The organism is Collimonas humicola (genome assembly GCF_018304945.1).
Classification (GTDB): Bacteria; Pseudomonadota; Gammaproteobacteria; order Burkholderiales; family Burkholderiaceae_D; genus Collimonas; species Collimonas humicola.
This window is the reverse complement of record NZ_JAGQEE010000003.1, coordinates 538,841-563,039: the sequence shown is the minus strand read 5'-3', so window position 1 is coordinate 563,039 and position 24,199 is coordinate 538,841. Positions and strand designations below refer to the sequence as shown.

General features: G+C 60.3%; 20 protein-coding genes. 13 read left to right on the top strand and 7 right to left on the bottom strand.

What is annotated here, in order from left to right; translation table 11 throughout:
* Positions 1 to 573: 573 nt before the first annotated feature.
* From KHU30_RS14065 to KHU30_RS14050, 4 genes are all read right to left on the bottom strand, one after another.
* Positions 574 to 1,479, bottom strand: a complete 906-nt coding sequence (locus KHU30_RS14065) for a hypothetical protein (protein ID WP_211443217.1) — start codon at positions 1,477 to 1,479, stop codon at positions 574 to 576.
* Positions 1,476 to 1,985 (bottom strand): hypothetical protein, encoded by a 510-nt coding sequence (locus tag KHU30_RS14060; RefSeq protein WP_211443216.1) that lies wholly within the window; start codon positions 1,983 to 1,985, stop codon positions 1,476 to 1,478. The genes KHU30_RS14065 and KHU30_RS14060 overlap by 4 nt, the downstream gene beginning before the upstream one ends.
* A 193-nt stretch (positions 1,986 to 2,178) precedes the next feature.
* Positions 2,179 to 2,688: a hypothetical protein gene (locus tag KHU30_RS14055; RefSeq protein ID WP_211443215.1), complete on the bottom strand. Its 510-nt coding sequence runs from the start codon at positions 2,686 to 2,688 to the stop codon at positions 2,179 to 2,181.
* Positions 2,688 to 3,938: a DUF6402 family protein gene (locus KHU30_RS14050; protein ID WP_211443214.1), complete on the bottom strand. Its 1,251-nt coding sequence runs from the start codon at positions 3,936 to 3,938 to the stop codon at positions 2,688 to 2,690. Before KHU30_RS14050 ends, KHU30_RS14055 begins: the two co-directional genes overlap by 1 nt.
* 320 nt (positions 3,939 to 4,258) lie before the next feature.
* On the opposite strand from KHU30_RS14050, the gene alaC reads away from it, so the two are divergent.
* The 5 genes from alaC to KHU30_RS14025 all read left to right on the top strand — a co-directional run bounded on the left by alaC (position 4,259) and on the right by KHU30_RS14025 (position 10,084).
* Complete coding sequence (gene alaC / locus KHU30_RS14045; RefSeq protein ID WP_211443213.1) at positions 4,259 to 5,458, top strand: alanine transaminase; 1,200 nt, start codon at positions 4,259 to 4,261, stop codon at positions 5,456 to 5,458.
* Between the two features lie 381 nt (positions 5,459 to 5,839).
* Positions 5,840 to 7,042 carry a type VI secretion system-associated FHA domain protein TagH gene (gene tagH / locus KHU30_RS14040; RefSeq protein ID WP_211443212.1) on the top strand — a complete coding sequence of 401 codons (1,203 nt, stop codon included), beginning with the start codon at positions 5,840 to 5,842 and terminating at the stop codon, positions 7,040 to 7,042.
* Positions 7,035 to 7,847: a PP2C family protein-serine/threonine phosphatase gene (locus KHU30_RS14035; RefSeq protein ID WP_211443211.1), complete on the top strand. Its 813-nt coding sequence runs from the start codon at positions 7,035 to 7,037 to the stop codon at positions 7,845 to 7,847. Before tagH ends, KHU30_RS14035 begins: the two co-directional genes overlap by 8 nt.
* A 53-nt stretch (positions 7,848 to 7,900) precedes the next feature.
* On the top strand, positions 7,901 to 9,586 hold the full coding sequence (locus KHU30_RS14030; protein ID WP_211443210.1) for a serine/threonine protein kinase: 1,686 nt from the start codon (positions 7,901 to 7,903) through the stop codon (positions 9,584 to 9,586).
* 27 nt (positions 9,587 to 9,613) lie between these two features.
* On the top strand, positions 9,614 to 10,084 hold the full coding sequence (locus KHU30_RS14025; RefSeq protein ID WP_230427369.1) for a TssQ family T6SS-associated lipoprotein: 471 nt from the start codon (positions 9,614 to 9,616) through the stop codon (positions 10,082 to 10,084).
* Positions 10,085 to 10,088: 4 nt separating this feature from the next.
* Here KHU30_RS14025 and KHU30_RS14020 read toward each other — a convergent pair whose 3' ends face one another.
* On the bottom strand, positions 10,089 to 11,006 hold the full coding sequence (locus tag KHU30_RS14020) for a LysR family transcriptional regulator (protein WP_211443208.1): 918 nt from the start codon (positions 11,004 to 11,006) through the stop codon (positions 10,089 to 10,091).
* 209 nt (positions 11,007 to 11,215) lie between these two features.
* Between KHU30_RS14020 and KHU30_RS14015 the strand changes: the two genes are divergently transcribed.
* The 5 genes from KHU30_RS14015 (at position 11,216) to KHU30_RS13995 (ending at position 18,036) form a co-directional block, all read left to right on the top strand.
* Positions 11,216 to 12,316 (top strand): amidohydrolase family protein, encoded by a 1,101-nt coding sequence (locus KHU30_RS14015; protein ID WP_211443207.1) that lies wholly within the window; start codon positions 11,216 to 11,218, stop codon positions 12,314 to 12,316.
* 125 nt (positions 12,317 to 12,441) lie between these two features.
* The gene (locus KHU30_RS14010; protein ID WP_211443206.1) at positions 12,442 to 13,707 is read left to right on the top strand and encodes an SGNH/GDSL hydrolase family protein; all 1,266 of its coding nucleotides are present in this window, start codon (positions 12,442 to 12,444) and stop codon (positions 13,705 to 13,707) included.
* Positions 13,708 to 13,869: 162 nt separating this feature from the next.
* A complete protein-coding gene (locus KHU30_RS14005) occupies positions 13,870 to 15,945 on the top strand; it encodes an NADPH-dependent 2,4-dienoyl-CoA reductase (RefSeq protein WP_211443205.1) in 2,076 nt (691 codons plus the stop codon).
* Between the two features lie 528 nt (positions 15,946 to 16,473).
* Positions 16,474 to 17,457: a prolyl aminopeptidase gene (pip, locus tag KHU30_RS14000; RefSeq protein ID WP_211443204.1), complete on the top strand. Its 984-nt coding sequence runs from the start codon at positions 16,474 to 16,476 to the stop codon at positions 17,455 to 17,457.
* 72 nt (positions 17,458 to 17,529) lie between these two features.
* Positions 17,530 to 18,036, top strand: coding sequence for a BON domain-containing protein (locus tag KHU30_RS13995; protein ID WP_211443203.1), 507 nt, complete (start codon positions 17,530 to 17,532; stop codon positions 18,034 to 18,036).
* A gap of 6 nt (positions 18,037 to 18,042) precedes the next feature.
* On the opposite strand, the gene KHU30_RS13990 is transcribed toward KHU30_RS13995, so the two are convergent.
* Positions 18,043 to 19,365 carry a cytochrome-c peroxidase gene (locus KHU30_RS13990; protein ID WP_211443265.1) on the bottom strand — a complete coding sequence of 441 codons (1,323 nt, stop codon included), beginning with the start codon at positions 19,363 to 19,365 and terminating at the stop codon, positions 18,043 to 18,045.
* Positions 19,366 to 19,498: 133 nt separating this feature from the next.
* Positions 19,499 to 21,907: an alkaline phosphatase family protein gene (locus KHU30_RS13985; RefSeq protein ID WP_211443202.1), complete on the bottom strand. Its 2,409-nt coding sequence runs from the start codon at positions 21,905 to 21,907 to the stop codon at positions 19,499 to 19,501.
* Between the two features lie 223 nt (positions 21,908 to 22,130).
* Between KHU30_RS13985 and KHU30_RS13980 the strand changes: the two genes are divergently transcribed.
* From KHU30_RS13980 to KHU30_RS13970, 3 genes are all read left to right on the top strand, one after another.
* Positions 22,131 to 22,598 carry a hypothetical protein gene (locus KHU30_RS13980; protein WP_211443201.1) on the top strand — a complete coding sequence of 156 codons (468 nt, stop codon included), beginning with the start codon at positions 22,131 to 22,133 and terminating at the stop codon, positions 22,596 to 22,598.
* The gene (locus tag KHU30_RS13975; protein WP_211443200.1) at positions 22,595 to 22,861 is read left to right on the top strand and encodes a hypothetical protein; all 267 of its coding nucleotides are present in this window, start codon (positions 22,595 to 22,597) and stop codon (positions 22,859 to 22,861) included. The genes KHU30_RS13980 and KHU30_RS13975 overlap by 4 nt, the downstream gene beginning before the upstream one ends.
* Before the next feature lie 118 nt (positions 22,862 to 22,979).
* Positions 22,980 to 24,119, top strand: a complete 1,140-nt coding sequence (locus tag KHU30_RS13970) for a branched-chain amino acid ABC transporter substrate-binding protein (RefSeq protein ID WP_211443199.1) — start codon at positions 22,980 to 22,982, stop codon at positions 24,117 to 24,119.
* The last annotated feature ends 80 nt before the right edge of the window (positions 24,120 to 24,199 follow it).

The following is a 24,199-nucleotide window of genomic DNA, read 5'->3' as shown; positions in this document are numbered from 1 at the left end:
CGCATGCCAGCCGGGTGGGGGACAAAACTCGCCTTCGGCTCAAACATGTCCCCCACCCGGCTGACACGCGCCGGATTTGGCAACGTCTCAATGCGGGGTACTTCAAAAACAACCCAAACGTCAAATGCAACTACAACTACAACTACAACTTCAAAAGCCACAACCCCGTTCTTTCAGCCGACGCGGAGTCAAATGGGGTCAGAGTTTTTTTTCGCGTCCTTTGCGAAAATTACTCTGACCCCATTTGACGTTCTACGGAGTGAATGCGGTGGCATGCTAAGAACGGTTAGTGCGTAATTAAAACAGTCGCTACTCCGTGGACGCTTGCCGGGGTAGCCCGGCAGCCAGTCTCCTTTTCTTGTTCGCCCCCTCGCCAGGCGCAAGAAAGGGGCAAGCAGCAAGCACATCATCGCGATGTGCTGCAGCAGTACTCAGATGAAATTGACGACGTGTGGCAGGCGGTTCTGTTTTTTAGAGGCATGCGGCATTTTTGTTAAGCATACAAAAGCGCACACAGCCCGATTGCCAGAGCGATCAAAAGGGCCGCACATTCAGCATTGACGTTGGCACCCGTCATGGCAGTTTGGCGCGCATTCTGTCCATCCAGCTTGGAGGGAGGGAAATAAAGGCGACATTATCATTTGAATCATAATTAAGCCGTCCGTCCCACCAAGTCAGGGTTGAGTCCCGATAAGTCGAAAATGTGCGCTCTGCCAGCAGGGTGCCGTCACGGCTCGAATAGAGGCGCAATCGCTTCGCGTACGGGGCAGCATGACATAGTTCGGCTATATACAATCCGCCGTCCTGCTCCGACATTTCTACTTCACAGTCTTTCACGTCGATACGCAGAAATACGTCCCAGACATAACCCAGCGCAATCACTACCAGTAGTGCGGCCGCCAAGCGACGCACGGATACCTTGAATATTTTTACGGCACGTTGCGTACGTCCCTGTTTTGTGGAAAAAATAAAAAACAACGATGCGCAAACAACATAAGCAAGTACATATTTCCATAGCAAGAGGCCAGAAAGCAGAAGCAATACTGGCATGAACGGCGTTTCAGCCAACCAGGCATAACTTAAACAAACCGTCAGCAGCACCAACGCAATTATTTCTCTTCGCAACGTGGCCTTGGTTGGCAACGCTATATCTTCAGGCGGATTTCTTTTTGAAAGAAACAACGTCTCAAAAGTCACCTGTAAAATCAGCAACCAACCCAGTGCCAGCCCGAGGACAATGAATGGTCCTCTGACAAGGTACTCCTTTCCATAACACACATAGTGCAGGCCGGTAAGCAGCAAGCACATCATCGCAATACGTCGTAGCAGCATCCGGATGAAATTCACTGTGCGTGGTAAGCGATTCTGCTTTGTTGAGATATGCAGCATTTTTATAAAAGCATACAAAAGCGCGCAGAGCCCGATTGCCAGAGTGGTCAAAAGGGCTGCACATTCAACATTGATGCTGGCATCCGTCATGGCAGTTTGGCGCGCATTCTGTCCATCCAGCTTGGGGGCAATGGAATAGTATTGTCATTATTTGGCCAGCCGTAAATCAGCCGCTCCCCTCCAATTGCCCAAGTCAATTTTGGTTCCGGATGTTTATAGGTGCGCTCTGCCAGCAGGCTGCCATCCCTGCTTGAATAGAGACGCAGTCGCATGCTGTAGTCACTGCCGGCGCCGTTAATTTCGCAAAGTTCCGCGCTATATAAACCCCCATCCTCATCCGATATTTCTGTGCGGCAGTTACGTGCCGTACTGCGCCGCTCGACATCGCAGGCGTAGTTCAAGCCAAGCACCGTCACCGTTGTTACTGTGATGCGTTGCAGCCATACTTTCAGCATCTGTAACGCCCGTTGTGCCCGTCCGTGCTTTGCGGAGAAGATAAAACGCAGGGTCCTGAAAAGCACATAGGAAAGTGCGATGAGCCCATAGAACATACCCATCACAAACAGCTGCGCGTTTCCGTAACTGTCGAAGTTCATTATAGTGTTAGCTCCATGGTGATCGGGGTTGCCAGCCGAATGGTCTTGGGATCAGAAAACGGGAGGAAGTCGCCGCCTTGCTGGTATTTCGTTGAGATGCGTAGTGTTTTTATGAAAGCATACAAAAGCGCGCACGGCCCGATTGCCAGAGCGATCAAACGGGCTGCACATTCAACATTGGCGTCAGCACCCGTCATGGCAATTTGGCGCGCATTCTGTCCATCCAGCTTGGGGGCAATGAGATAGAGCCGCCATTACCTGCCGTGTTGTAAACCAGCCGCTCCCCTCCAATTGCCCAAGTCAGTTTTCGTTCTGGATGTGTGTAGGTGCGCTCTGCCAGCAAATTGCCATCCCTGTTTGAATAGAGACGCAGCCGTATATTGAAGTCATTGCCGGGGCCGTCAATAAAGCAAAGTTCCGCAGTATACAGACCGCCATCCGCATCCGATATTTCTGTGCGGCAGGAACGCGCCGTACTGCGCCGCTCGACGTCGCAGGCGTAGTTCAAGCCAAGCACTGTCACCGTCGTTACTGTGATGCGTTGCAGCCATACTTTCAGCATCTGTAACGACCGTTGCGCCCGTCCGTGTTTTGCGGAGAAGATAAAACGCAGGGTCCTGAAAAGCACATAGGAAAGCGCGATGAGTCCATAGAACATACCCATCACAAACAGCTGCGCCATTCCGAAACTGTAGAAATCCATTATGGTGCCAGCTCCATGGTGATCGGGGTTGTCAGCCGAATGGTCTTGGGATCAGAAAACAGGAGGAAGTCGCCGCCTTGCTGGTATTTTTTCTGCCAGTTGCGGAAATCCTTGTTATAGACCGGGTAATACACATTCGTCGTTTTCCAGGGAAGGTTGGTGGCGATCGGGTAATCGAACCAGTTATTTTTTCTGTTCACAGAAAGCACGAGATTGACTGGCACGACGCGTGCACCGTTGCGGTTCCAATGACCCAGATATTGCGACCCCGCATGTGTAGAGCGATCGTAAAAGGAGTAGGTATCCTTCATGTAGACGACGATGTGCGTGACCGTCGCCTTGACTTTTTTAGGTGACAGCCATTCGAATTGTGCATAACCCAGCGCGGCATAAAACATAAAGCTGCCGAGTGCTCCCAGCAGGTCGTCAGGCACACCTATTTCTGCGGTATTCGTGCGTGGTAGCAGGACGGCGCTATCCGCCGCGTAGTCGCTGCCCTGGTGGAGTTGAAATTGGTATTGCCGGTGCAACTGCTGTATGTCGTGATCGACTTCTTCCCAGGCATTGAGTGTGTATTTGCAACCGGAAGCGAGGTGACGGAGACATATTTTTTTCAATTCATCACGCGCCGCAGTACTTTGAATCACAGCGTTACCCTGCAACTCCTCGAATTTCCTTCGTGCGCGCGGGAACGACAAGATCCAGTCCATTGTGATCGTGCTGGTATCGATCATGGATGGTGGAAATGGCTGGCCGAGTTGATTGATTTGTTTTTCGTCACCCTCGTCATTGTTGGGGTAATTCAGCTGGCCGGCAAACCATTTGCGCATGAGTTTCGCGGAAATTTTCCAGCCCAGTTTTTCCATGGCGGAGGGAATTTCCTGGATATCGAAAGGCTTGATGCGCTTGACGGCCGGCGCGGGCAAGGTCTTTTCGTCGGGCTCCGGCGGCGGGGGCGGTTTTTTTACAAGAGCCGGTTCCTCCATCCAATCAACAAAATCGGCCAGCTTGACTAGTGCTGCTCCCAGATAGCCGATTTTTTCAATGCTGAATGGCTTGGGCGCGGCTGCCACCGGTGCAACAGGATCCGGCGGCGGTTGATCGCGCAGGGGCGGCGGCCGCATGTCGGTCGCCAGGAAAATTTCTTCCTGATCCACTTTGTAGCAGCCCTTGCTTCCCTCTTGTTTTTCCCATGTCCACCACAATGGATCTGGTTTGAAATAAGGTAATTTTTCTGCTGATTCATGCATGTATTCGCTCCCGCGACAGCCAAAACAATGGAAGGAATTTATGGTACAGCAGACGCTATTTAAATTGCCTTAAATGCATTGTTGACATTCACAGTCGCGGTGTCCCGTTATCGCTATGGAGCGATGTAGCCTATGCAGCACCAGTCTTGTCTTTTTATCGGAGAGCGTATTGGCCGGCTTCTTTGAATTTGTTCACGTGTGATTTTCTTCGTTGCGCGCTTTTCCTTTGTTCACTAGAATCATCGCTGGAACACCCGCACAACGGGATCCTCGTTCCAACGTCGCTCGGACGGTTCCGGGCGCTTACGTGAGAGAAAAATATGTCTGCATCCCCAACTCCGCGCAGATTTTCGCGCATCGATCGCTTGCCTCCCTACGTTTTCAATATCACCGCCGAACTGAAGATGGCGGCGCGGCGGCGTGGCGAGGATATTGTCGATATGTCGATGGGTAATCCCGATGGCGCGACGCCGCCGCATATCGTGGAAAAACTGATCGAGGTGTCGCAGCGGCCCGATACCCACGGCTATTCCGCCTCCAAGGGCATTCCCCGGCTGCGGCGGGCTATCAGCCATTGGTACAAGAAGCGCTACGACGTCGAATTCGATGCCGATAGCGAAGCGATCGTCACCATCGGTTCCAAGGAAGGGCTGGCGCATCTGATGCTGGCGACGCTGGACCGCGGCGATACCGTGCTGGTGCCGAATCCAAGCTATCCCATCCACATCTATGGCGCGGTGATTGCCGGCGCCGATATCCGTTCGGTGCGCATGAGTCCTGGAGTGGATTTCTTCGCCGAGCTGGAGCGGGCGATACGGGAAAGCTATCCCAAGCCGAAAATGATGGTGCTCGGCTTCCCGTCGAATCCGACCGCGCAATGCGTCGAGCTGGAATTCTTCGAGCGCGTGGTCAAGCTGGCCAAGGAACACAACATCCTGGTGGTGCATGACCTTGCCTATGCCGATATCGTGTTCGACGGCTGGCAGGCGCCTTCCATCATGCAGGTGCCGGGCGCGCGCGATGTCGCGGTGGAATTCTTTACGCTGTCGAAGAGCTACAACATGGCGGGCTGGCGCATCGGCTTCATGGTCGGCAACAAGGAACTGGTGGCGGCGCTGGCGCGCATCAAGAGCTATCACGACTACGGCAGTTTCACGCCTGTGCAGGTGGCGGCGATCGCGGCGCTGGAAGGCGACCAGCAGTGCGTCAAGGATATCTGCGCCAAATACCAGAGCCGGCGCGACGTGCTGGTCAAGGGCCTGCATGAAGCCGGCTGGATGGTCGACATTCCCAAGGCTTCGATGTACATCTGGGCCCGCATACCCGAGGCTTACCGGCATCTCGGCTCGCTGGAATTTTCCAAGCAGCTGCTGGAAAAAGCCAAGGTGTGCGTCTCGCCCGGCATCGGTTTCGGCGAATACGGCGACGAGTACGTGCGGTTTGCCTTGATTGAAAACGAAGCCCGCATCCGCCAGGCGGTGCGCGGCATCAAGAGCATGCTGCGCGCGCCGGCGGCGTAGGGATGCACGAGGCGGCCTGCGCGCCGCCTTGGCCGCCTTGGCTTTAACGATTCAATCATTGCTTGTTCTTCCTTATCCGTCCTGCCTCGGCCTGGACAGCGGTGAAACGCATATCGAATTTTCTGCCTGTAGATAAATTGACATCAAATGCTTGCCTCGTCGCCAGCTGACACAAAATGTCACCACGGATGACAAGAGAGGGCAGTTTTGCAGGTCTGAAACCGTCCAATTACCAGGTTTTACGGGCCTATCAGACCAGTTTTCGATAGCCTTGCTTGGGCATGGAAATTGCTGCCAGGCAAACAGTCACAGGTACACACGATTTGCGCATGGTCGCAGGTGTTTGCGCTGTGTCTGCAAAACCAGGCTTGGACCACATCGATGATCAAAATTAGTGTTATTTCTTACAACAACATGGCGCCCGAGCAGCCCATGTCGGCCGTCTTCGGCCGTGAGCCGAAAACCCTCGGCCGCAGCGAAGAAAATTATTTCGTGCTGGCCGATCCGCGCAACCTGGTGTCGCGCACCCAGGCCGAAATCAAGAGCGACGGCATCCGACAGACCATCACCAATCTCAGCCGCGCCAATCCGATCCTGCTGAATGGCCATGAGATTGATGTCGAGTGCGAGGTCGATCTGCAGATAGGCGATGAAATCCAGATTGGACTGTATCTGTTGCGCGCTGAAGCGCAGCTCAATTTAATGAAGGACAACCCAGACATGACCTCGACCAATCCGGTGCGCCGAGTCAATGCCAGCAAGCCGCTGCTTAGCGTATCCGAGACGCGCCTGGCGGCGCTGGCGCAACTGAACCTGGAGCTGGCCGCTACCGCCAATGCCGCGTTGCCGACCTCCGCCCCCGCTGCTGCGACGATGGCGCGCCCGGCAAGCCAGGCCGCTCCTGTGCCCGCCAGCCCGGCAGCGGCGCCGCTGAACCACGCCGACGACAACTCTCCTGCCGTCGAACCGAATGCCGCCAGCGAAGCGCTGATGCAAGCCTTCATGAAGGGCGCCGGCCTGACGCCAGGGGCGCTGGCGCCGAGCCTGACGCCGGAATTCATGGAAACAGTGGGCAAGCTGCTGGCGATCGCCGTGCAAGGCGCGATTGACTTGAACGCCGCGCGCGCGCTGGTGAAGCGCGAAGCGCATGCGGATGTCACCAAGGTGGTGGTCCGCAACAATAATCCGCTGAAGTTCTTCCCGGACAGCCAGACCGTGCTGATCCAGATGCTGCGCAAGAAAATGCCGGGCTTCATGGGCGCCACCGAAGCCATGCAGGATGCCTACGAAGATCTGCACGGGCATCAGGTTGCCGTCGTGTCCGGCATGCGCGCCACCATGAACGAAACCATGCAGCGCTTCAATCCGGAAGTGATGGAGAGGCATTCGCAAAAAGGCGGCATGCTGGATACGCTGCTGCCGGCTACCCGCAAGGCCAAGCTGTGGGATGCCTATGTGCTGCGCTATCAGCGCATCATCGGCGAAGCGTCGCAGGATGATTTCCAGACCCTGTTCGGCAAAGCCTTCTTGCAAGCTTACGAGAGAAAGATCGAGAAGCTGAAGAAGGCTTCCCCGCATGCCTGAGCAGTCCCTGCTCGGCAACACGGCAGCGCCGATGCTGCTGAGCCTGGCGCAGCTTAGCCATGCCGGCGGCCGGCAAGTCAACCAGGATTCCTGGGGCAGCGCGCAGCAGGACGACCTGACCTGCATCATCGTCTCGGATGGCGTCGGCGGCGAATACGGCGGCGAGATTGCCTCCAACGTGGTGGTGCATTCGATCATGGAAATGTTTGTCGAAGAAGCCTCCTTCGGTCCGCGCGCGCTGCAATCCTATCTCGATTATGCGGTGGCCCAGCTGAATCGGCGCCAGGGGCAGATCCCGCGCCTGAAAGACATGAGCGCGACCGTGGCGACGCTGCTGATCGACCAGAAAAACCGCTGCGCCCTGTGGGGCCATATGGGCGATACCCGCATCTATCAGTTCCGCCGCGGCCAGCTCTTGCACTTCACCAAGGATCACAGCCTGATCCAGCAATTCGTCGATGCCGGCCATTGTTCGCCCGAGCAGCTGCGGCGTCATCCGCGCCGCAGCATCCTGTGCGCCGCGGCCGGCGTCGAGGGCAGCGCGCCGGCGCAAGTGATCCAAGATCCGGTGCCGATACAGGACGGCGATGCCTTCCTGCTGTGCACCGACGGTTTCTGGGAATGGATCAGCGAAGCCGAAATGGCGCAGGCGGCCGCGCAAGCCGGTTCGGCCCAGGACTGGCTCAACATCATGCACGCGGTGGTGGAAAAGAATGGCCAGACCTGCAATGTGCCGCTGGATAACTGCACCGCGTTTACGATATACGTAGCCGAGCCGCCAGCCGCCAAAATCCTTAATCATTGAAGACGTGTTGATAACTATCCCAATAATATTGCTAACGTCGAATCCAACTGAATATGCAAAACGCCAAATCGGTTGACCCGCAAGAACCCTCTGCCATGGCCGTCGAGAACTGCCTGCCGAAAGGGACGCGCCTGGCCGATTTTGAAATCATCGGCGTGATCGGCGAAGGCGGCTTCGGCATTGTCTATTTTGCGTTCGACCGCTCGCTGCGCCGCATGGTTGCCATCAAGGAATACATGCCGGGCGCCTTTGCCGGGCGCGGACCGGACAAGAAGGTAGTGGTGCGCTCGCAGCGCCACCGCGAGACATTCACCATCGGCCTCAAGAGCTTCATCAAGGAAGCGCGCCTGCTGGCGCAGTTCGACCATCCGGCCCTGATCAAGGTGTACCGCTTCTGGGAACAGAACAATACCGCCTATATGGCGATGCGTTACTACGAAGGCCGCACGCTCAAGAGCGTGGTGCAGAATTCGCCGGCGCAGGTCACCGAAGCCTGGCTGAAAAGCATGCTCAAGCCGATGCTGGAAGCGCTGGCCGCCATGTACCGGGTGCAGATCCTGCACCGCGATATCTCGCCCGACAACATCATGATCCAGAAGAGCGGCGAGGCGGTGCTGCTGGACTTCGGCGCGGCGCGCCAGATCATCGGCGACATGACGCATTCGCTGACGGTGATCCTGAAGCCGGGCTATGCGCCGATCGAGCAGTACGCAGACGACGCCATGATGAAGCAGGGGCCGTGGACCGATATCTATTCGCTGTCGGCGGTGATCTACTTCGCCATCAAGAAAACCGCGCCGCCGACGTCCGTGGCGCGCATGATCAAGGACCCTATCGAACAGCTGCAGAACGGCGGCCACAGCGATTTCAGCCAGGCCTTCCTGGCGGCGATCGACAAAGGGCTGGCGGTCAGGCCGGAAGACCGTCCGCAATCGATAGAAGAATTCCGCCAGCTGCTCGACCTGGAGCTTTCGGTGCCGATGCCGATGCCCGACAATGACGCCGTGCCCCCGCGGTCTTCCAGCAGCGGCAGGCGCAAGCCGGCGGCCGCTGCCGGCGGCAAGCACGAGAGCAGCGCACAAGCGCTTGCCGCGGCCAACGTCATGGAACGGCCGTTGCGGGCACCAGCTCTTTGGATTGCCGGCGCAGTCTGCGTGGTGGTGGCCGGCGCCTACCTGTGGCTCAAGCCGGCGCCGTTGCAGCAGCCGGAAGCGCCGCTGGCGGCGTCGCGCGCGGCGGCGGTGGCAAAGCCGGCGCCGAATGCTGCCGTGGCCGGCGAGCAGATCCTGGACGAAGAAACCATCGGCTGGGAAACCCTCAAGGAACTGAAAAACGTCACGCCGCAGCAGATCACCGCCTTCCTGCAGAAATACCCGGACAGCAAGCATGCCGCGGTGGCGCGCGGCAGGCTGGCGGAGCTGCAAGGAAAAGGCGCCGCCGAAGCTTCCGCCAAAGCGGCCGAAGTGAAAAGCGCGGAAGCCAACAAGGCCGCCGAGCCCAAGCCGGCCGAGGTAAAGGCGGTCGATGCTACCGGCGTAGTCACCCTGGCCATCAGGCCGTGGGGCAACGTGATTGTGGACGGCAACCTGAAGGGCGCCAGTCCGCCATTGAAAAAGCTGGTCCTGGCGGAAGGCAAGCATCAGATCAAGGTGGCGAATCCGAGTTTCCCCGATAAGGTCTTTGAAATTGACGTCAACCAGAAAAAATCGCGTAGTATCGACTACAATTTTTCGCCCTAATCAATGCTTTCCAGCCAGGCAGACCCCATGACCACCTCTTTTTACCGTATCGGCGGCGCCGCCATGATGGCTGCGGCCTTCATGCTCAGCGCCTGCGATACCATCGATACCGCGAAAACGCCGGCAACGGCCAGCCAGAAGCCTGCTGCTTCAACGCCGGCAGCGGTTGCCGCCGTTCCCCAGCCGCCGGCGCCGCCGGCAGCCTTGAGCGATGGCATCGCCCTGTACAACAAGGGCAGTTACAGCGCCGCCATCAAGCGTCTCGCCAACGGCCAGGATATCTGGTCGGCGGAGCCGTCGTTCCAGACCGAAGCCCTGAAATACATGGCCTTCAGCTATTGCGTCACCTCCCGCAGGAAGCTGTGCAAGCAGCAATTTGAAAAGGCCCTCAAGCTGGACCCGGCTTTCGACCTGGCGCCGGGCGAACAAGGCCATCCCTTGTGGGGCCCGGTATTCATCCAGGCCAAGCGCGCGGTCGTCGCCAGCGCAAAAAGATAGAAATCTAACGGCCAAACAGCGGAGCGGAAAATCCCGGCAGCCTGGGAATCCGCTCTGCCATGAATTGCATGAACACCGTGGCGCGCAAGGATTGGTAGCGGCGCGAGGGATACAGCAGCGAGGCTTCCTGCCCGGTTGCGCTCCAGGCCGGAAGAATGCGCTGCAGCCGGCCCGACTCCAGCAGGTCGTGCACCAGCCAGGACGGACATATGCCGATACCGGCGCCCATCAGGAAACTCTCGCGTATCGCCAGCGAACTGTTGACCAGGTAGGCGCTGCGGGTGGCGATCTCGACCGTGCCGCCGGGGCCGCTGAGCTGGCTCACTTCGCCGTTGGCGGGCCGCGCAAAGCCGATGTAGCGGTGGCTGGCCAGATCCTCGGGACGGCGGATTTCAGGATGGCGCGCCAGGTAGGCCGGCGCCGCCACCAGATAGCGTTGCGCACTGGCGATCTTGCGCGCGATCATGTTGGGCGGCAGCGCGCCGGCCAGCCTCAGCGCCACGTCGACGCCGTCTTCCACCAGATCGACAAAGCGGTCATTCAAGATCAGCTCGACCTCGATCTCCGGATATAGCTCCAGGAATTCCAGCACCAGCGCATTGAGCCGCAACTGGCCGAGGCCGAGCGGAGCATTCACGCGCAGCAGGCCGGCCGGTTTTTCGGTCAGGCCGCGGGCGTCGCTGACCGCCTCATTGAACTCTTCCAGCACGTGCTTGGCGCGCTCGTAAAACCGTTTGCCTTGCTCGGTGGCGGCAAGGCCGGTGGTGCTGCGTTCCAGCAGGCGCACCCCGAGCTGCTTCTCCAGCGCGGCGATGGTTTTGCTGACGGTCGGCTGCGTGCTGTGCTGTTCGCGCGCCACCGCCGACAGGCTGCCCAGTTCGACCGCGCGGACGAAGCTGCGGCAGGCTTTGATCTGATCCATATCATTCTCATCTGCAGTGGCGACCGCCGATTATCGCTTTTCCTGTGTCGATATGGGAAGCGTGAATCTTGACGTATTCCTGACAATGGGATGGCGTAAGCAGGAAAGATTGGACATACAGTTGTCCCGCTCCTTGGCCGGCTCTTGCGTGCATTGCGTACTGCGAGGCGGGCAGGGACAACTTTCTTTCACCAACCGAGGAATCCATCATGCGTTTATCCCGATTTGCCTTGTGTGCCGCCATGCTGGCGGCTTTCGCCAGCGGCGCCGCCAACGGCCTGACATTGGACGACTACACGCGCCCCAATCCGGCCTGTTTCAACCGTGCTGCCCAGCCGCATCTGACTGTGGCCGACACGCATATCCACTTCCGCCCGTTCGGCGGCGAATCGGTCTCCTATCATGACATGTTGAAAATGATGGGCGACAACGGCGTAGTGATCGGCGGCGCGATGGGCATAGGCCAGCGCTTGCCTTGGGATGCGCGTCCGGGCTGCGACTCCTACCAGGATTGCCGGGACTTGCCAGCCAATCCCACTATCAAGAACGACTTCGTCAATGCCGCCAATTTCGCCGAGTTCAAGTCGCCGGACCGCCTGCTGGTGCTCGCCATGACTTTCCCTGATCTGGCAAAGCCGGCCGAGATTCCTGCCTTGATGGCGCTGTACGACAAGGAATATCCCGGGCTGTTCAAGCTGATGGGGGAATCCAACGTGGTCAAGCAAGCCTTGTTCCCCAACGGCCATGTACCGGTGACCGAGGCGCAGATCGATCAATGGTCCGATTTCATGCGGATCCTGCGCGAACGCGACATGCCGCTGGCCTTGCATTCCGATCTGGGCAACGATGAAGGCGAACCGACCAAGTATCGGGCGCTGATCGAGTATGTGCTGTCGAAATACCCAGACAACAAAATCATCTGGCTGCACCTTGGCATGTCGAGCCAGCAGAAGGCGATGGATCCCTTGAACCATATTCTCCTGCTGCAAGGCATGCTGGATCGCTTTCCTAAGCTCTATCTCGATATTTCCTGGGGCGTGCTGGAAGAAAATTACTTCAGCAGGTATCGCCAGGGCTACGTCAATTTCATCAACCGCAACTCCAGCCGCATCATTACCGGCAGCGACTATGTGGCCTACAAGAATAAGCAGCCGGCTTATAACTATGCCGATGAACTCAGGACTTCGAGTGCGATGAATGCCTATCTGAATGACGAAGCGTTCCGCAACATTGCGCTGGGCCAGACCTATCTGACCCTGCTGGGCATGAACAACGTGTATAACGCACCGCAGATCTGCCCGTCGCGCTAGGCATGGCTTGCATGACCCCCCATTCCTGATTGGCATAGGGGTCATGCAAATAGATCATCTATCCTGTGCCGCATGAAGAGCCTATCTTAGTGTTATCGAATCCCGATAAACCAAAGGAGCTTTTCATGCATCATGCAAAAATCGCCGCTGCGCTTGCCCTTTTGTCGGTCTTGGCAATGCCGGCCGGCGCACCGCTGGCAGCCGGCAACGCTCCCGCGCAGCCTCGCTGGGTCGCCAGCTGGAGCGCCAGTCCTCAGCCGATCTGGGAGGCCGGTTTCGCTTTGTCGACCAATATCCCGGCAAGCTTGTCGAACCAGACCGTACGCCAGGTCGCCCGCATCAGCCTGGGCGGCCAGCGCGCCAGGGTAGTGCTGTCGAATGAATTCGGGACCGCCCCGCTGACCTTGGGCGCGGCGCATATCGCGCTGGCCGGCGACGGCTCCGGCATCGTGGCCGGTTCGGACCGCAGCCTCACTTTCGGCGGTCGCGAAACGGTGACGATTGCGCCGGGCGCGCCGGCGGTCAGCGATCCTGTCGATCTCGAACTGGCGCCGCTGGCCCAGGTCGCGGTCAGCATCTTCCTGCCGCAAATCACGCCGCTCACCACCTTCCACTGGGACGGCAAGCAGACCGCCTACATCGGCCAAGGCAACCTGACGGCGGCGCCCCTGATCGATACCGCCCAGACCCTGGAGGCACGCTTGTTACTCAGCACGATCCTGGTCGAGGCGAGGCCCGCAACGCGTGTGGTGGCGGCCTTCGGCGACTCGATCACCGATGGCGGCGGTTCCACTCCGAACCGCAATCAGCGCTGGCCCGACCTGCTGGCGCAGCGCCTGGCCGGGCAAGATATTGCGGTGATCAACGCTGGCATATCCGGGGCCAGGGTGCTGAGCGACAAGATGGGCGTCAACGCGCTCGCCCGCTTCGAGCGCGATGTGCTGAACCAGCCTGGCCTCGACACCGTGATCCTGCTGATGGGCATCAACGACATCGGCTGGCCCGGCAGCAGCTTCACGCCGCAGGACCCGGCCTTGGCGGCGGAACGCCTGATCGACGGCTACCGGCAGCTGATAGCGCGGGCGCGCCTGCATCGCATACGCATCGTCGGCGCTACCCTGACGCCGTTCGAGGGCGCATTGCAGGACACCGAGCTGAAAAGCTATTATTCCGAAAGCAAGGAAAAGACCCGGCAAGCGGTGAACCGGTGGATACGCGGCAGCGGCGAGTTCGACGCTGTCATCGATTTCGACGCCGCCTTGAGAGATCCGGCGCATCCGGGGCGCTTCTTGCCGGCCTACGATTGCGGCGACCACCTGCACCCGGGCGATGCCGGCTACCGCGCCATGGCCGAGGCGATCGATCTGACAACTTTATTCGGCCGGCGCTGAGTAATCGAGGATGGTATCTAAATAGGTTTTTGCCTCTAATCGGCGCTAAAACAGGGCTGTCCCGGCAATCTGCCGCGCCTTTTCAGGTAGATTCCAGCCCTGTGGCAAACTGTTGGCGTTTGCCGTGGCCCGTTGAAAAATCTACAAAACCACTAGAGACCTATGTCCCATCCCGTATACCCTCATCTGCTCGCCCCGCTCGACCTCGGCTTCACCACATTGAAGAACCGGGTGGTGATGGGTTCGATGCATACCGGCCTGGAAGATCGCTTTTTCCATTACGCCAAGCTGGCGGAATATTTCCGGGCGCGCGCCAAAGGCGGCGTCGGGCTGATCGTCACCGGCGGCATTTCGCCTAACCGGCAAGGCTGGCTGCTGCCCTTCGGCGGCACCATGAACAGCTTGGGCGACATCTACAATCACCGGCGCCTGACCAGCGCGGTACATGAGGAAGACGGCAAGATCGTGATGCAGATCCTGCACGCCGGCCGCTACGGCTACCAGCCGCTGGTGGTGTCGGCCTCGGCCATCAAGTCGCCGATCTCGATGTTCAAGCCGCGCGCGCTGAGCGAGCGCGGCATCCAGTCCACCATCAGCGCTTATGTACGCAGCGCGACGCTGGCGCAGCGCGCCAACTACGACGGCGTGGAAATCATGGGCAGCGAAGGCTATCTGCTCAACCAGTTCCTGTCGCCGCGCACCAACCGCCGCACCGACCGCTGGGGCGGCAGCATCGAGAACCGCATGCGGCTGGCGGTGGAAATCGTGCAGCGCATGCGCGCGGCGGTGGGCGAGCGTTTCATCATCATGTATCGCTTGTCCTTGCTGGACCTGGTGGAGGGCGGCAATACCGGCGAGGAAGTGGTGGCGGTGGCGCAGGCGCTGGAAAAGGCTGGCGTCACGCTGATCAATACCGGCGTCGGCTGGCACGAAGCGCGGATTCCGACCATCGTCACCTCGGTGCCGCGCGGCGCCTTCCGCGAAGCGACGGCGCGTCTCAAGCACGCGGTCGGGATTCCGGTGATTGCCTCGAACCGCATCAACACGCCGGAGGTTGCGGAGCAGATCCTGGCCGAGGGCGATGCCGACATGGTTTCGATGGCGCGGCCGTTCCTGGCCGATCCCGAATTCGTGCTGAAGGCGCAGCAGAACCGCGCCGATGAAATCAATACCTGCATCGCCTGCAACCAGGCGTGCCTGGACCATACCTTCCAGAACAAGCGCGCCAGCTGCCTGGTCAATCCGCAGGCTTGCCACGAAACCGAGCTGCTCTACCGCCCGGTCGCCAAGGCGCGGCGGGTAGCCGTGATTGGCGCGGGGCCGGCGGGCTTGTCGGCGGCCAGCGTGGCGGCCGAGCGGGGACATCAGGTGACCTTGTTCGAGGCGGCGGCGCAGATCGGCGGCCAGTTCAACATCGCGATGCAGATTCCGGGCAAGGAAGAGTTCAGCGAAACCATCCGTTATTTCCAGCGCCGCCTTGAACGCACCGGCGTCGAGCTCAGGCTCAATCACCGGGTTGGCAATCGGCAGCTGGAGGCGCTCGGCTTCGACGATGTGATCGTGGCGACCGGGGTGGCGCCGCGCAGCCTGCGGATTCCTGGCATCGATCATCCTATGGTGCTGTCTTATCTGGACGTCCTGCAGCGCAAGGCCGCAGTGGGCAAGCGGGTGGCGGTGATCGGGGCCGGCGGCATCGGTTTCGACCTGTGCGAATTCCTGCTGCACGATGCGCATGTGCCTTTGCCGGTGCCGATTTCTGAATGGATGGATGAGTGGGGAGTGGATCCGTTGGCTTCGTCGGCGGGCGGATTGCGGCCTCCTGCCGCGGCGGAACCGGTGCGGACGATTCATCTGCTGCAGCGTAAGCAGAGCAAGGTTGGGGCGGGGCTGGGCAAGACGTCGGGCTGGGTGCATCGTAGCGTGATGCAGCGCAATGGGGTGGAGATGCTGGGCGGGGTTGAGTACCAGCGGATCGACGACCGGGGTTTGCATATCTCGGTGGGCGGGGTCAGCCGTTTGCTGGAGGTGGATAATGTGGTGATTTGCGCGGGGCAGGAGTCGTTGCATGAGCTGGTGCCTGTCGATGCTATTGTTCCAGGCAAGCCTGGCGAGCCGCTCAGGACCAAGGTGCGGCAGGCCGGTTTGCGCTATCACTTGATCGGCGGCGCCTCGTTCGCCAGCGAGCTGGACGCCAAGCGCGCCATACGCGAAGGCGCGGAACTAGCCGCATCACTATAAGCAAAGCAGTCAATCGGGGTCAGAGTTTTTTTTCGGCGGCTTTATCGCCGAAAATTACTCTGACCCCGATTGACGGGCTGCGTAGTACTTGTCTTGGCGAGCTAAGAACGGTTTGAGGGTTGCTAAAACGGTTGCTACTCCGTGGATATTAGCCGGGGGTAGCCCGGCAGCTACTTACTTTCTTTTGCTTCGCCAAAAGAAAGTAAGCAAAGAAAAGGCGACCGCAAAGCCGTTGCCCTCCCTTCGGTCGGGTTCCCAAATCCGGCGCGTGCCAGCCGGGTGGGGAACAAAACTCGCCTTCGGCTCAAACATGTCCCCCACAATTCCCGGCTGACACGCGCCGGATTTGGCAACGTCTCAATGCGGGGTACTTCAAAAGCAACCCCAACGTCAAAATCAACGGCAACGGCAATGGCAATGGCAAAAACGCCTGTCCTGCCGAGCTTGAGCGGTGTTTTCTCGTCTGCTGAACTACCCCGCCAGATTTGTTATGATCATCGTTCTCCACTCCCACAAGGAAACCATTTCATGACTATCAGCCAACCCGCTGCGCAGCAAACTCCTCCTCAACTGCTGGGCCTTTATCCGCCGCTGGAACCGTTCAAGTCGGGCATGCTGGATGTGGGGGACGGGCATCAGGTTTATTGGGAGATGTGCGGCAATCCGGCCGGCAAGCCGGCGGTGTTCCTGCATGGCGGACCGGGGGGCGGTTGCAATGCGGACCATCGGCGCTTGTTCAATCCTGCCAAATATTGCGTCATGCTGTTCGACCAGCGCGGTTGCGGGCGCTCTACGCCGCATGCGAATCTGGAGGCGAATACTACCTGGCATCTGGTGGCGGATATCGAGCGGCTGCGGGAAATGGCAGGGGTCGATAAATGGCAGGTGTTTGGCGGCTCGTGGGGCAGCACCCTGGCGCTGGCGTATGCCGAGAAACATCCTGAGCGCGTCAGCGAGCTGGTGCTGCGCGGCATATTCACCGGGCGCCGTGAAGAAATCCAATGGTATTACCAGGACGGCGCATCGCGCCAGTTCCCGGACAAGTGGGAAGCGTTCCAGGCGCCGATTCCGCCAGCCGAACGGCATGAGATGGTGCAAGCCTACAGCCGCCGCTTGACCGGCGCCGACGAAGCCGCCAAGCTGGCGGCGGCCAAGGCGTGGAGCGTGTGGGAAGGCAGCACTGTCAAGCTGTTGCCCGATCCGTCGCTGGCGCAGGCGCATGAAGATCCGGAATTTGCGATCGCCTTTGCCCGCATCGAAAACCATTATTTCATCAACGAATGCTTCTTTGAAGACCAGCAGCTGCTGCGCGATGTCGGCCGGCTGCGCGGCATCCCGGGCGTCATCGTGCAAGGGCGCTACGATGTCTGCTGCACGCCGAAGACTGCGTGGGAACTGCACAAGGCCTGGCCGGAAGCAGAGCTGCATATTGTCGAGGATGCCGGCCATGCCTACAGCGAACCGGGCATCCTGCATCAACTGATTGCGGCGACCGACAAGTTCGCCGGCTGATGTGAAACGGCCGGAGGCGTCCTGCACTCCGGCCGCATGCGTTGCAATCGCCGATTCTTCAGGAGGAGCGGTATGCTGCAAGCACTGTGCTTCCGCCGTCTGCTGCCGGCTTTGATGATGTTGTCCGCTGCGATGCCATCGGCGCGCGGCGAGACCCTGAAGAACTGGTTCAACGATCCCTTTATCCAGGTGCGCAACGCCGTACCCGATTGCCCGCCGCCGCTGGGGCCGCTGGTGAGCGAGCAAGAGGCGCGCAGGGAGTCCCATTGGCGCACCGAACGCGGCACCAGCTGCTGGCTGGCCGGCCAGTGCAGCAAGCCGAACTCCTATCTTTACGATGCCCCTATCGCGCAGGCGGTGCAGGCGCACTTCGCCGCCGATCCGGCCTTTGCCCGCAGCAGCCTGTGGCTGACTTTCCAGCGCCGTTTCGTCTGGGTCGAAGGCTGCAGCGCCGATCCGGCCATCACGGCCGCGGCGCTGGAAGCCTTTGTCCGCGCCGCGCCGGATGTCGAACGCGTGATCGTCAACCTGCGCGCGCCAGGCGCTGGCAAGACGCCTTATCCGCTGGCGCCGCCCTGACGATTCCTATTCGATGCGGGCCGCGCCCGGCCTGGCCGAATAGCCGTCGTTCAAGGTTTTCAGGAAGGCGATCAAGTCGCCGATTTCTGCATCGTCGAGCGCTGGCGCCTGGCCTGCCTTGCGGTTCAGCGGCGCATCCAGGCTGTCGATATTGCCGCGGTAGCGCGGCGGCAGGTCGTCGTACTTGACTATCTTGCCCTTGACCTTGGGATACCACTTGCCGGGATCGGTATCGCGCTCTACATAGAAATGCAGCATGTCTTCCAGCGTGTGGAAGCGGCCGTTATGAAAGAACGCGCCGCGCGTCGCCACGTTGCGCAGGGTAGGCGACTTGAACATGCCGCAGAACTCCGTTTCCTTCATCATGTCCTTGCGGTCGGGACCGCAAATGCCGAGGTCGGCATAGTGCGGGTCGCGGTTGGCGGCGATCTCCGGATTGCGCGGCACGCCCAGCGCCTGGAAGCCGAAATCGGTGAACTGCGCCGGCCGTCCTCCCGGTCCCGGCGTGTCGACATGGCACTTGGCGCAGTTGCCTTTGTTCGGATTATTGAACAAGCCGTAGCCGCGCAGTTCGGCTGGCGTGAAATCGGCGTTGCCCGCCATCGCCGCGTCGAACTTGCTGGTGTAGGGGTGAAAGCTCGGGTCTTCGGTCTGGAATGCCTCCAGCGCCAGCGTCGCCTTTTCCAGCGCTGCCGCCGGATGGTCGAAGATATCGGCGCCATACAACTGCCGGAACTGCGCCACGTAAGCGGCCTGCTGCAATCTGGCGACCACCGCGGCGGGACTTGGATTCGCCATCTCGTTCACATTGAGCAAGGGGATCAACGCCTGCTCGTGCAGCGTATCGACCGCGCCGTCATGCGTGAAGCCGCCGGTCGGCCCTTCATCCTCGGTATCGTCCGGTCCCGGCACATAGTAGTGACGGGTGAACCTGGGCGTGAAACCCAGGTAGCGCAAGGACGGCACGGCACGTGTGCCCTGCCGCTGCATGTCGGCGCCGCCCAGCTGCACCGCCAGGCCGTTCGGCGGTCCGTAAGCATGGTCGGGACTATGGCAGGTCGCGCAAGACATCTTGCCGGAAGCCGACAAGGAGGCATCGAAAAACAGCCGCTTGCCCAGCTGCGCCGCCGCGCTCAAGGCAGCCGCCGGCTCGGGATAGCGCACCCACATTTTCAAGCCTGATTTGGATACAACCGGCGCCGCCGCAGCCGCCGGCGCAGAAGCCGCCGCACCGGCAGCATGCACCGGCACATCAGCATCATGGCAACCGCCCAGCAACAGCGCCAGCGCAGCCGACGCCAGCAAGACATCAATCCCGCCCCGCCCCATAAAACCCAGCCCGCTATATTTGCTGCTCAAGACATTCAATCCATTCCGAGATATTTGCTGCCATTTTTATTTGGGGTCAGAGTCGAATATGTCGCTGTGGATATATTCGACTCTGACCCCAATTAGAGGGGGCTTAGAAGTTGAACATGGCCATCAGGTCGCCGACGGCGGTGGTGTTGACCGGGCGGTACTGGTCGGCGGCGACGCTGACCGGGTTGGGCAGGTTGTCGCGGCTGCGCGGCGACAGCGGCGGCAGGCGCCAGTTGCGTTCGATGAATTTCAGCACTGATGCGTGATCGTAGTAGGTGTGGTCGACGAAGCCGGTGCGGGCGTAGGGCGAGACCAGCAGGAACGGGATGCGCGGGCCGTCGCCGAAGAAGTCGACGTTCTGGATGTAGCCGCTGTCGAAATGGCCGCCGCCTTCGTCGGTGGTGACCAGGATCGCGGTATGCGCCCACAGGGTCGGATTGGCCTTGACCTTGGCGATCAGGTCTTGCAGGAAGGCTTCGTAGCGGGCCGGCGCGGAATAGCCCGGGTGGCCGCTGTCGAGGTTTTTCGGCACCACGAACGAGACCGCCGGCAGGGTGCCTTTGGCGATGTCGCTGTAGAAGCTGGTGAGGCCGGCCAGGCTGGATTTCAGGCTGCTGTTCATGACGTTGCTGGAGGCTACCAGCGGGTCGCCGATGGCGTTGTACTGCGCTCCCTGCGCGACTGCTACCGGGAAGCCGAGGGCAGCGGCGTCGGCCGTCACGTCGGCAATTTCACGACCGCCGGTATACCACTTCCAGGCGACGTTTTTCTTGGCCAGGCCTTCGGCGATGGTCGGCACGGTTTGCGGCGGATAGTTGTAGTTGTTGGGGCCGATAGGCTGGACGTTGCCGTTCATGTCGTAGCCCGGATTGTAGTTATTGACCAGGTAGTATTTGCCGCTGTCGCAATTGCTCTTGACCTTTTTGCCGTTGAGGAAATTCAGGATCGCGCCGACGCCAGGCTGGCTGGCGTCCGAACAGTTGACGTAGGAGCCGCCCTGGTAACCGTCCTGCGAATAGAAGTTCGGCGTCTGCGCCAGCGGATTCGGATTCTCGATCTGGTTCGCCGGCGGCGTGCCGACCGCGCCGCCGTTATTGAAGTAAGGCAGGTCGCCGGTGGCGATGGTGAAGAAATTGGCGCCGGTGCCGCCCATGATGCCCTGGTGATAGTTGTCGCTCAGCGCGTATTGCTGCGCCAGCGATTTGAAGTAAGGCGCATCGCCGCTGGCCATGTTGAGGAAGCCCATCAGCTCGCCGCCCTGCCCTGGATTGCTAGGCGTGATGCCCTTGGTGTCGCCGCCCTGGCCGACGGTCGCCGCTACCCAGGTAAACAGATCAAGTTTGGAATTGTCGCCGCCGGTCTGCTGCCACATCTGGAAGAAACGATGCACCGGATCGCCGGTCTGGGCGCTGGCGGCGGTGCCGTAAGGCACGTACTTGGTCAGCTGGAACGGGCCGCTGGGCAGGTTGGCCGGGAAGCGCGTATCCGGCACGCCGCCCGGGTCCTGGAAAGTCGGCGGCTTCAATTCGCCGATCGCGGTCGGTTGCGGCAGCGTGGCGTAGGCGCCGGCGCGCGTCGGGCTGATCGCATAAGCGGTCTGGGCCGCGCCCTGGTTCTGCATGGCCAGGCTGAAGTTCGGGCCCGGCGTGCCGTCGGCGTTGATGATGCCTTGCGACAGCAGGTTCTTGACGGTCTGGCCGCTGGGCGGCTGGTAGGCGCCGAACACGGCGTCGAAGGTCTGGTTTTCGCCGACGATCACGATCACGTTCTGGATCGGCGTGGTGGTCGGACCGTTGTTCAGCGCCTGCACCGACTGGATCGCGGTTGCCGGCAGGGAGCCGCCGATGCTGCCGCTGGGCGGGATGGTCAGCACCGCGCGGCTGGCGTCGGCGCCTACCGCGATCTGGCCGCTGTGCACGTTAAAGCGGGCCAGCTCGAACAGGTTGTCGAGCGGATCGCCGGCGATAGCCTGGTAGGCGGTGCTGCCGATAGGGTCGGCGGTTTCGCTGGCAGGCACGCCCAGCGCGGTAAACAAGGGCTGCAGCGGCAGAGTGACGTCGCTGACCGCCTGCGCAATGCTGGCCGAGCTGATTTTCGCCGCGCTGATCTGCGCCGCGGTCGGGCTGCCGTTAGGGACCATGCCCAGCACGCGCTGGGTCACCAGCGAGGTCAGCGGCGTCAGGTTGGCTTGTACCGCATTGCCGGCGCCGGGATTGATCACCGAGGACAAGGTGGCGGCGCTGCCGTCGGCATCGTTGAACGGTGCGGTGAGGACGAAAGGAGCCGTGCCTTTCAAGGGCAGCGTGAACTTGCCGCTGCCGTCGGTGAGCGCGGTCTGCACATTCTGGCCGCTGCTGTCGGTGATGGTGACAGTCACGCCCGCCAGCGCCTTGCCGCTGGCGGCAACGCCGCTCACCGTGGCGCCGCCGGACGTGATGCTGTTGCCGCCGCCGCTGCAGCCGGATAGATAAACCAGCGTTGCGCATGCCAGCGCCAGGGAATGAGGTTTCATGGATTTATCCTGTGATGGATGGTTGAATAGTCAGGCCGGAAAGCAGGCGCGGCGGGCGCGCACAGCATGCACCTGGTTAGCTTTCCATTGTCGCGGGCATATATGACTGCCTGATGTCAGAACACGTTAGGGTTTGCGAAAAACAACAAACCGTTTAGAGTGAGTCGTCCATTGCGCCGAATTCATTATTGTGTTGCGCCAAAGAAATAGAGGGGGAGGTCTTATGAAGATGTCTTTGATATCTTTGCTATTGTTCGCCCTGGTTGCCGACAAGGCGCTGGCAGACGATATGCCGATGTCGATGTCCGACATGCTGGCCGACAAGGATGTGATGCAAGCCGCCAATGCCTGCCTGGCCAGGCACCCGCAAGGCGGCAATATTTTTGTCGAAAACGTCTATCCGATGAACCGCGGGCTGGTCGGCGTCGTCACCGCCGACAGTTCCGGCCGCCGCTACGATTGCTACGCCGAGCTGGAAAGCGGCAAGGTGCGCAACAGCGCGCCCATTATCGAGCCGCGCGGACCCTTGTTCGTCTCGGTGCGGCAGATGTCGACGCCGCCCAAGGGCGAATGCTTCAACAGCAGCCCGCTGGTGATCGGCCGCCAGCTGCAAGGCTGGCTGCTGACGCAGACCGGCAAATGCAGCGGGGCTTCCTGGAACGGCATCGAGGCGGCGCCGAAAAATCCATGAACGCACGTTCCGCAACGCACCCGGCCGGGCGGCTGGGCTCGGTGGTCGCCGTCATGAGCGCCGATCTGTCGCGCCAGGTCTTAGTGTCCTGGGTCAGAAATTCGTTGAAGAAAAGCGATGAAATCGGCGCCATGCGTCGTTGCAAATACTCGCAAGGGGACCCACCCTTGCTCCGTTTTGCGCCTAGCCTGGCGCTGATTTCATCACTTTTCTTATTCAACGAGCCTCTGACCCAGGACACTAGGGCCAGGCGCCGCTTTTAGGTAGAATCCAAGGGTCGCATAAATCGCTGAAGCCGCCCGCGCCGACATGGAGGCGATGGCAGATCGCTGCCGGCGGCGATAATGCGGTATTTCAGCCACTTAAAAATCGGGAGATAAAATGCAGATCAATGCCAAAACCACGTTGCTGTCCGCCGCTATTGCCTTGACGTTGGCGGGCACCGTGCAGGCACAGGAACAGGTCGTCAAGATTGCCCACGTCGGCCCGATCACCGGCCCGGTGGCGCATGTCGGCAAGGACAATGAAAACGGCGCGCGCATGGCGATCGACGATCTCAACGCCAAGCACCTGGTCATCGGCGGCAGGCAGATCAAGTTCGTGCTGCAGGCCGAGGACGACGGCAGCGATCCGAAACAGGCCACCAGCGTCGCCCAGAAACTGGTGGACGCCAAGGTCGCGGGCGTGGTCGGCCACCTGCAGTCGGGCACCTCGATTCCGGCTTCCAAGATTTATTTCGATGCCGGCATTCCGCAGATTTCACCGTCTGCCACCAGCGCCAAATATACCGAGCAAGGCTTCAACACGACCTTCCGCGTGGTGGCCAACGACGCCCAGCTTGGCGCCGCGATGGGACGCTATGCGGCCAAGACGCTGCATGCCAAAAAGGTCGCCGTGATCGACGACCGCACCGCCTACGGCCAGGGCCTGGCTACCGAGTTCCTGAAGGACGCCAAGGCTAACGGCGTCGATATCGTCGCCACCCAGTACACCAATGACCGCGCTACCGATTTCAGCGCCATCCTGACCGCCGTCAAGGCCAAGCAGCCTGACCTGATTTTCTTCGGCGGCATCGACGCCAGCGCCGGCACCATGCTGCGGCAGATGCGCCAGCTCGGCATCACCGCCAAGTTCATGGGCGGCGACGCCATCTGCACCGGCGCCCTGCCGCGCCTGGCAGGTGAAGGCCTGCAGGATGACCAGGTGTATTGCGCGATCGCCGGCGGCGTTGAAAACCAGGCGCCGCTGGACGCCTTCAAGGCTGCCTACAAGCAGAAATACCAGGCCGATATCGTGCAGTACGCGCCGTATACCTATGACGCCGTGATGCTCATGGCCAAAGCCATGCAAGAGGCGGATTCGGTCGATCCGAAGAAGTATCTGCCGAAGCTGAGCAAGATCCGCTACACCGGCGTCACCGGCAAGATCGCTTTCGACGACAAGGGCGACATCAGGAACGGCACGCTGTCGATCTATACCTTCCGCAACGGCCAGCAGACCTTGCTGTCGCTGACCAGGTAAGATCCGGGCAAGCTTTAGTCTTTATTTGGTAAGAGAACGCGGCGGCCGGGTGGCCGCCGCATTGCGAGCCGTGCACGGCG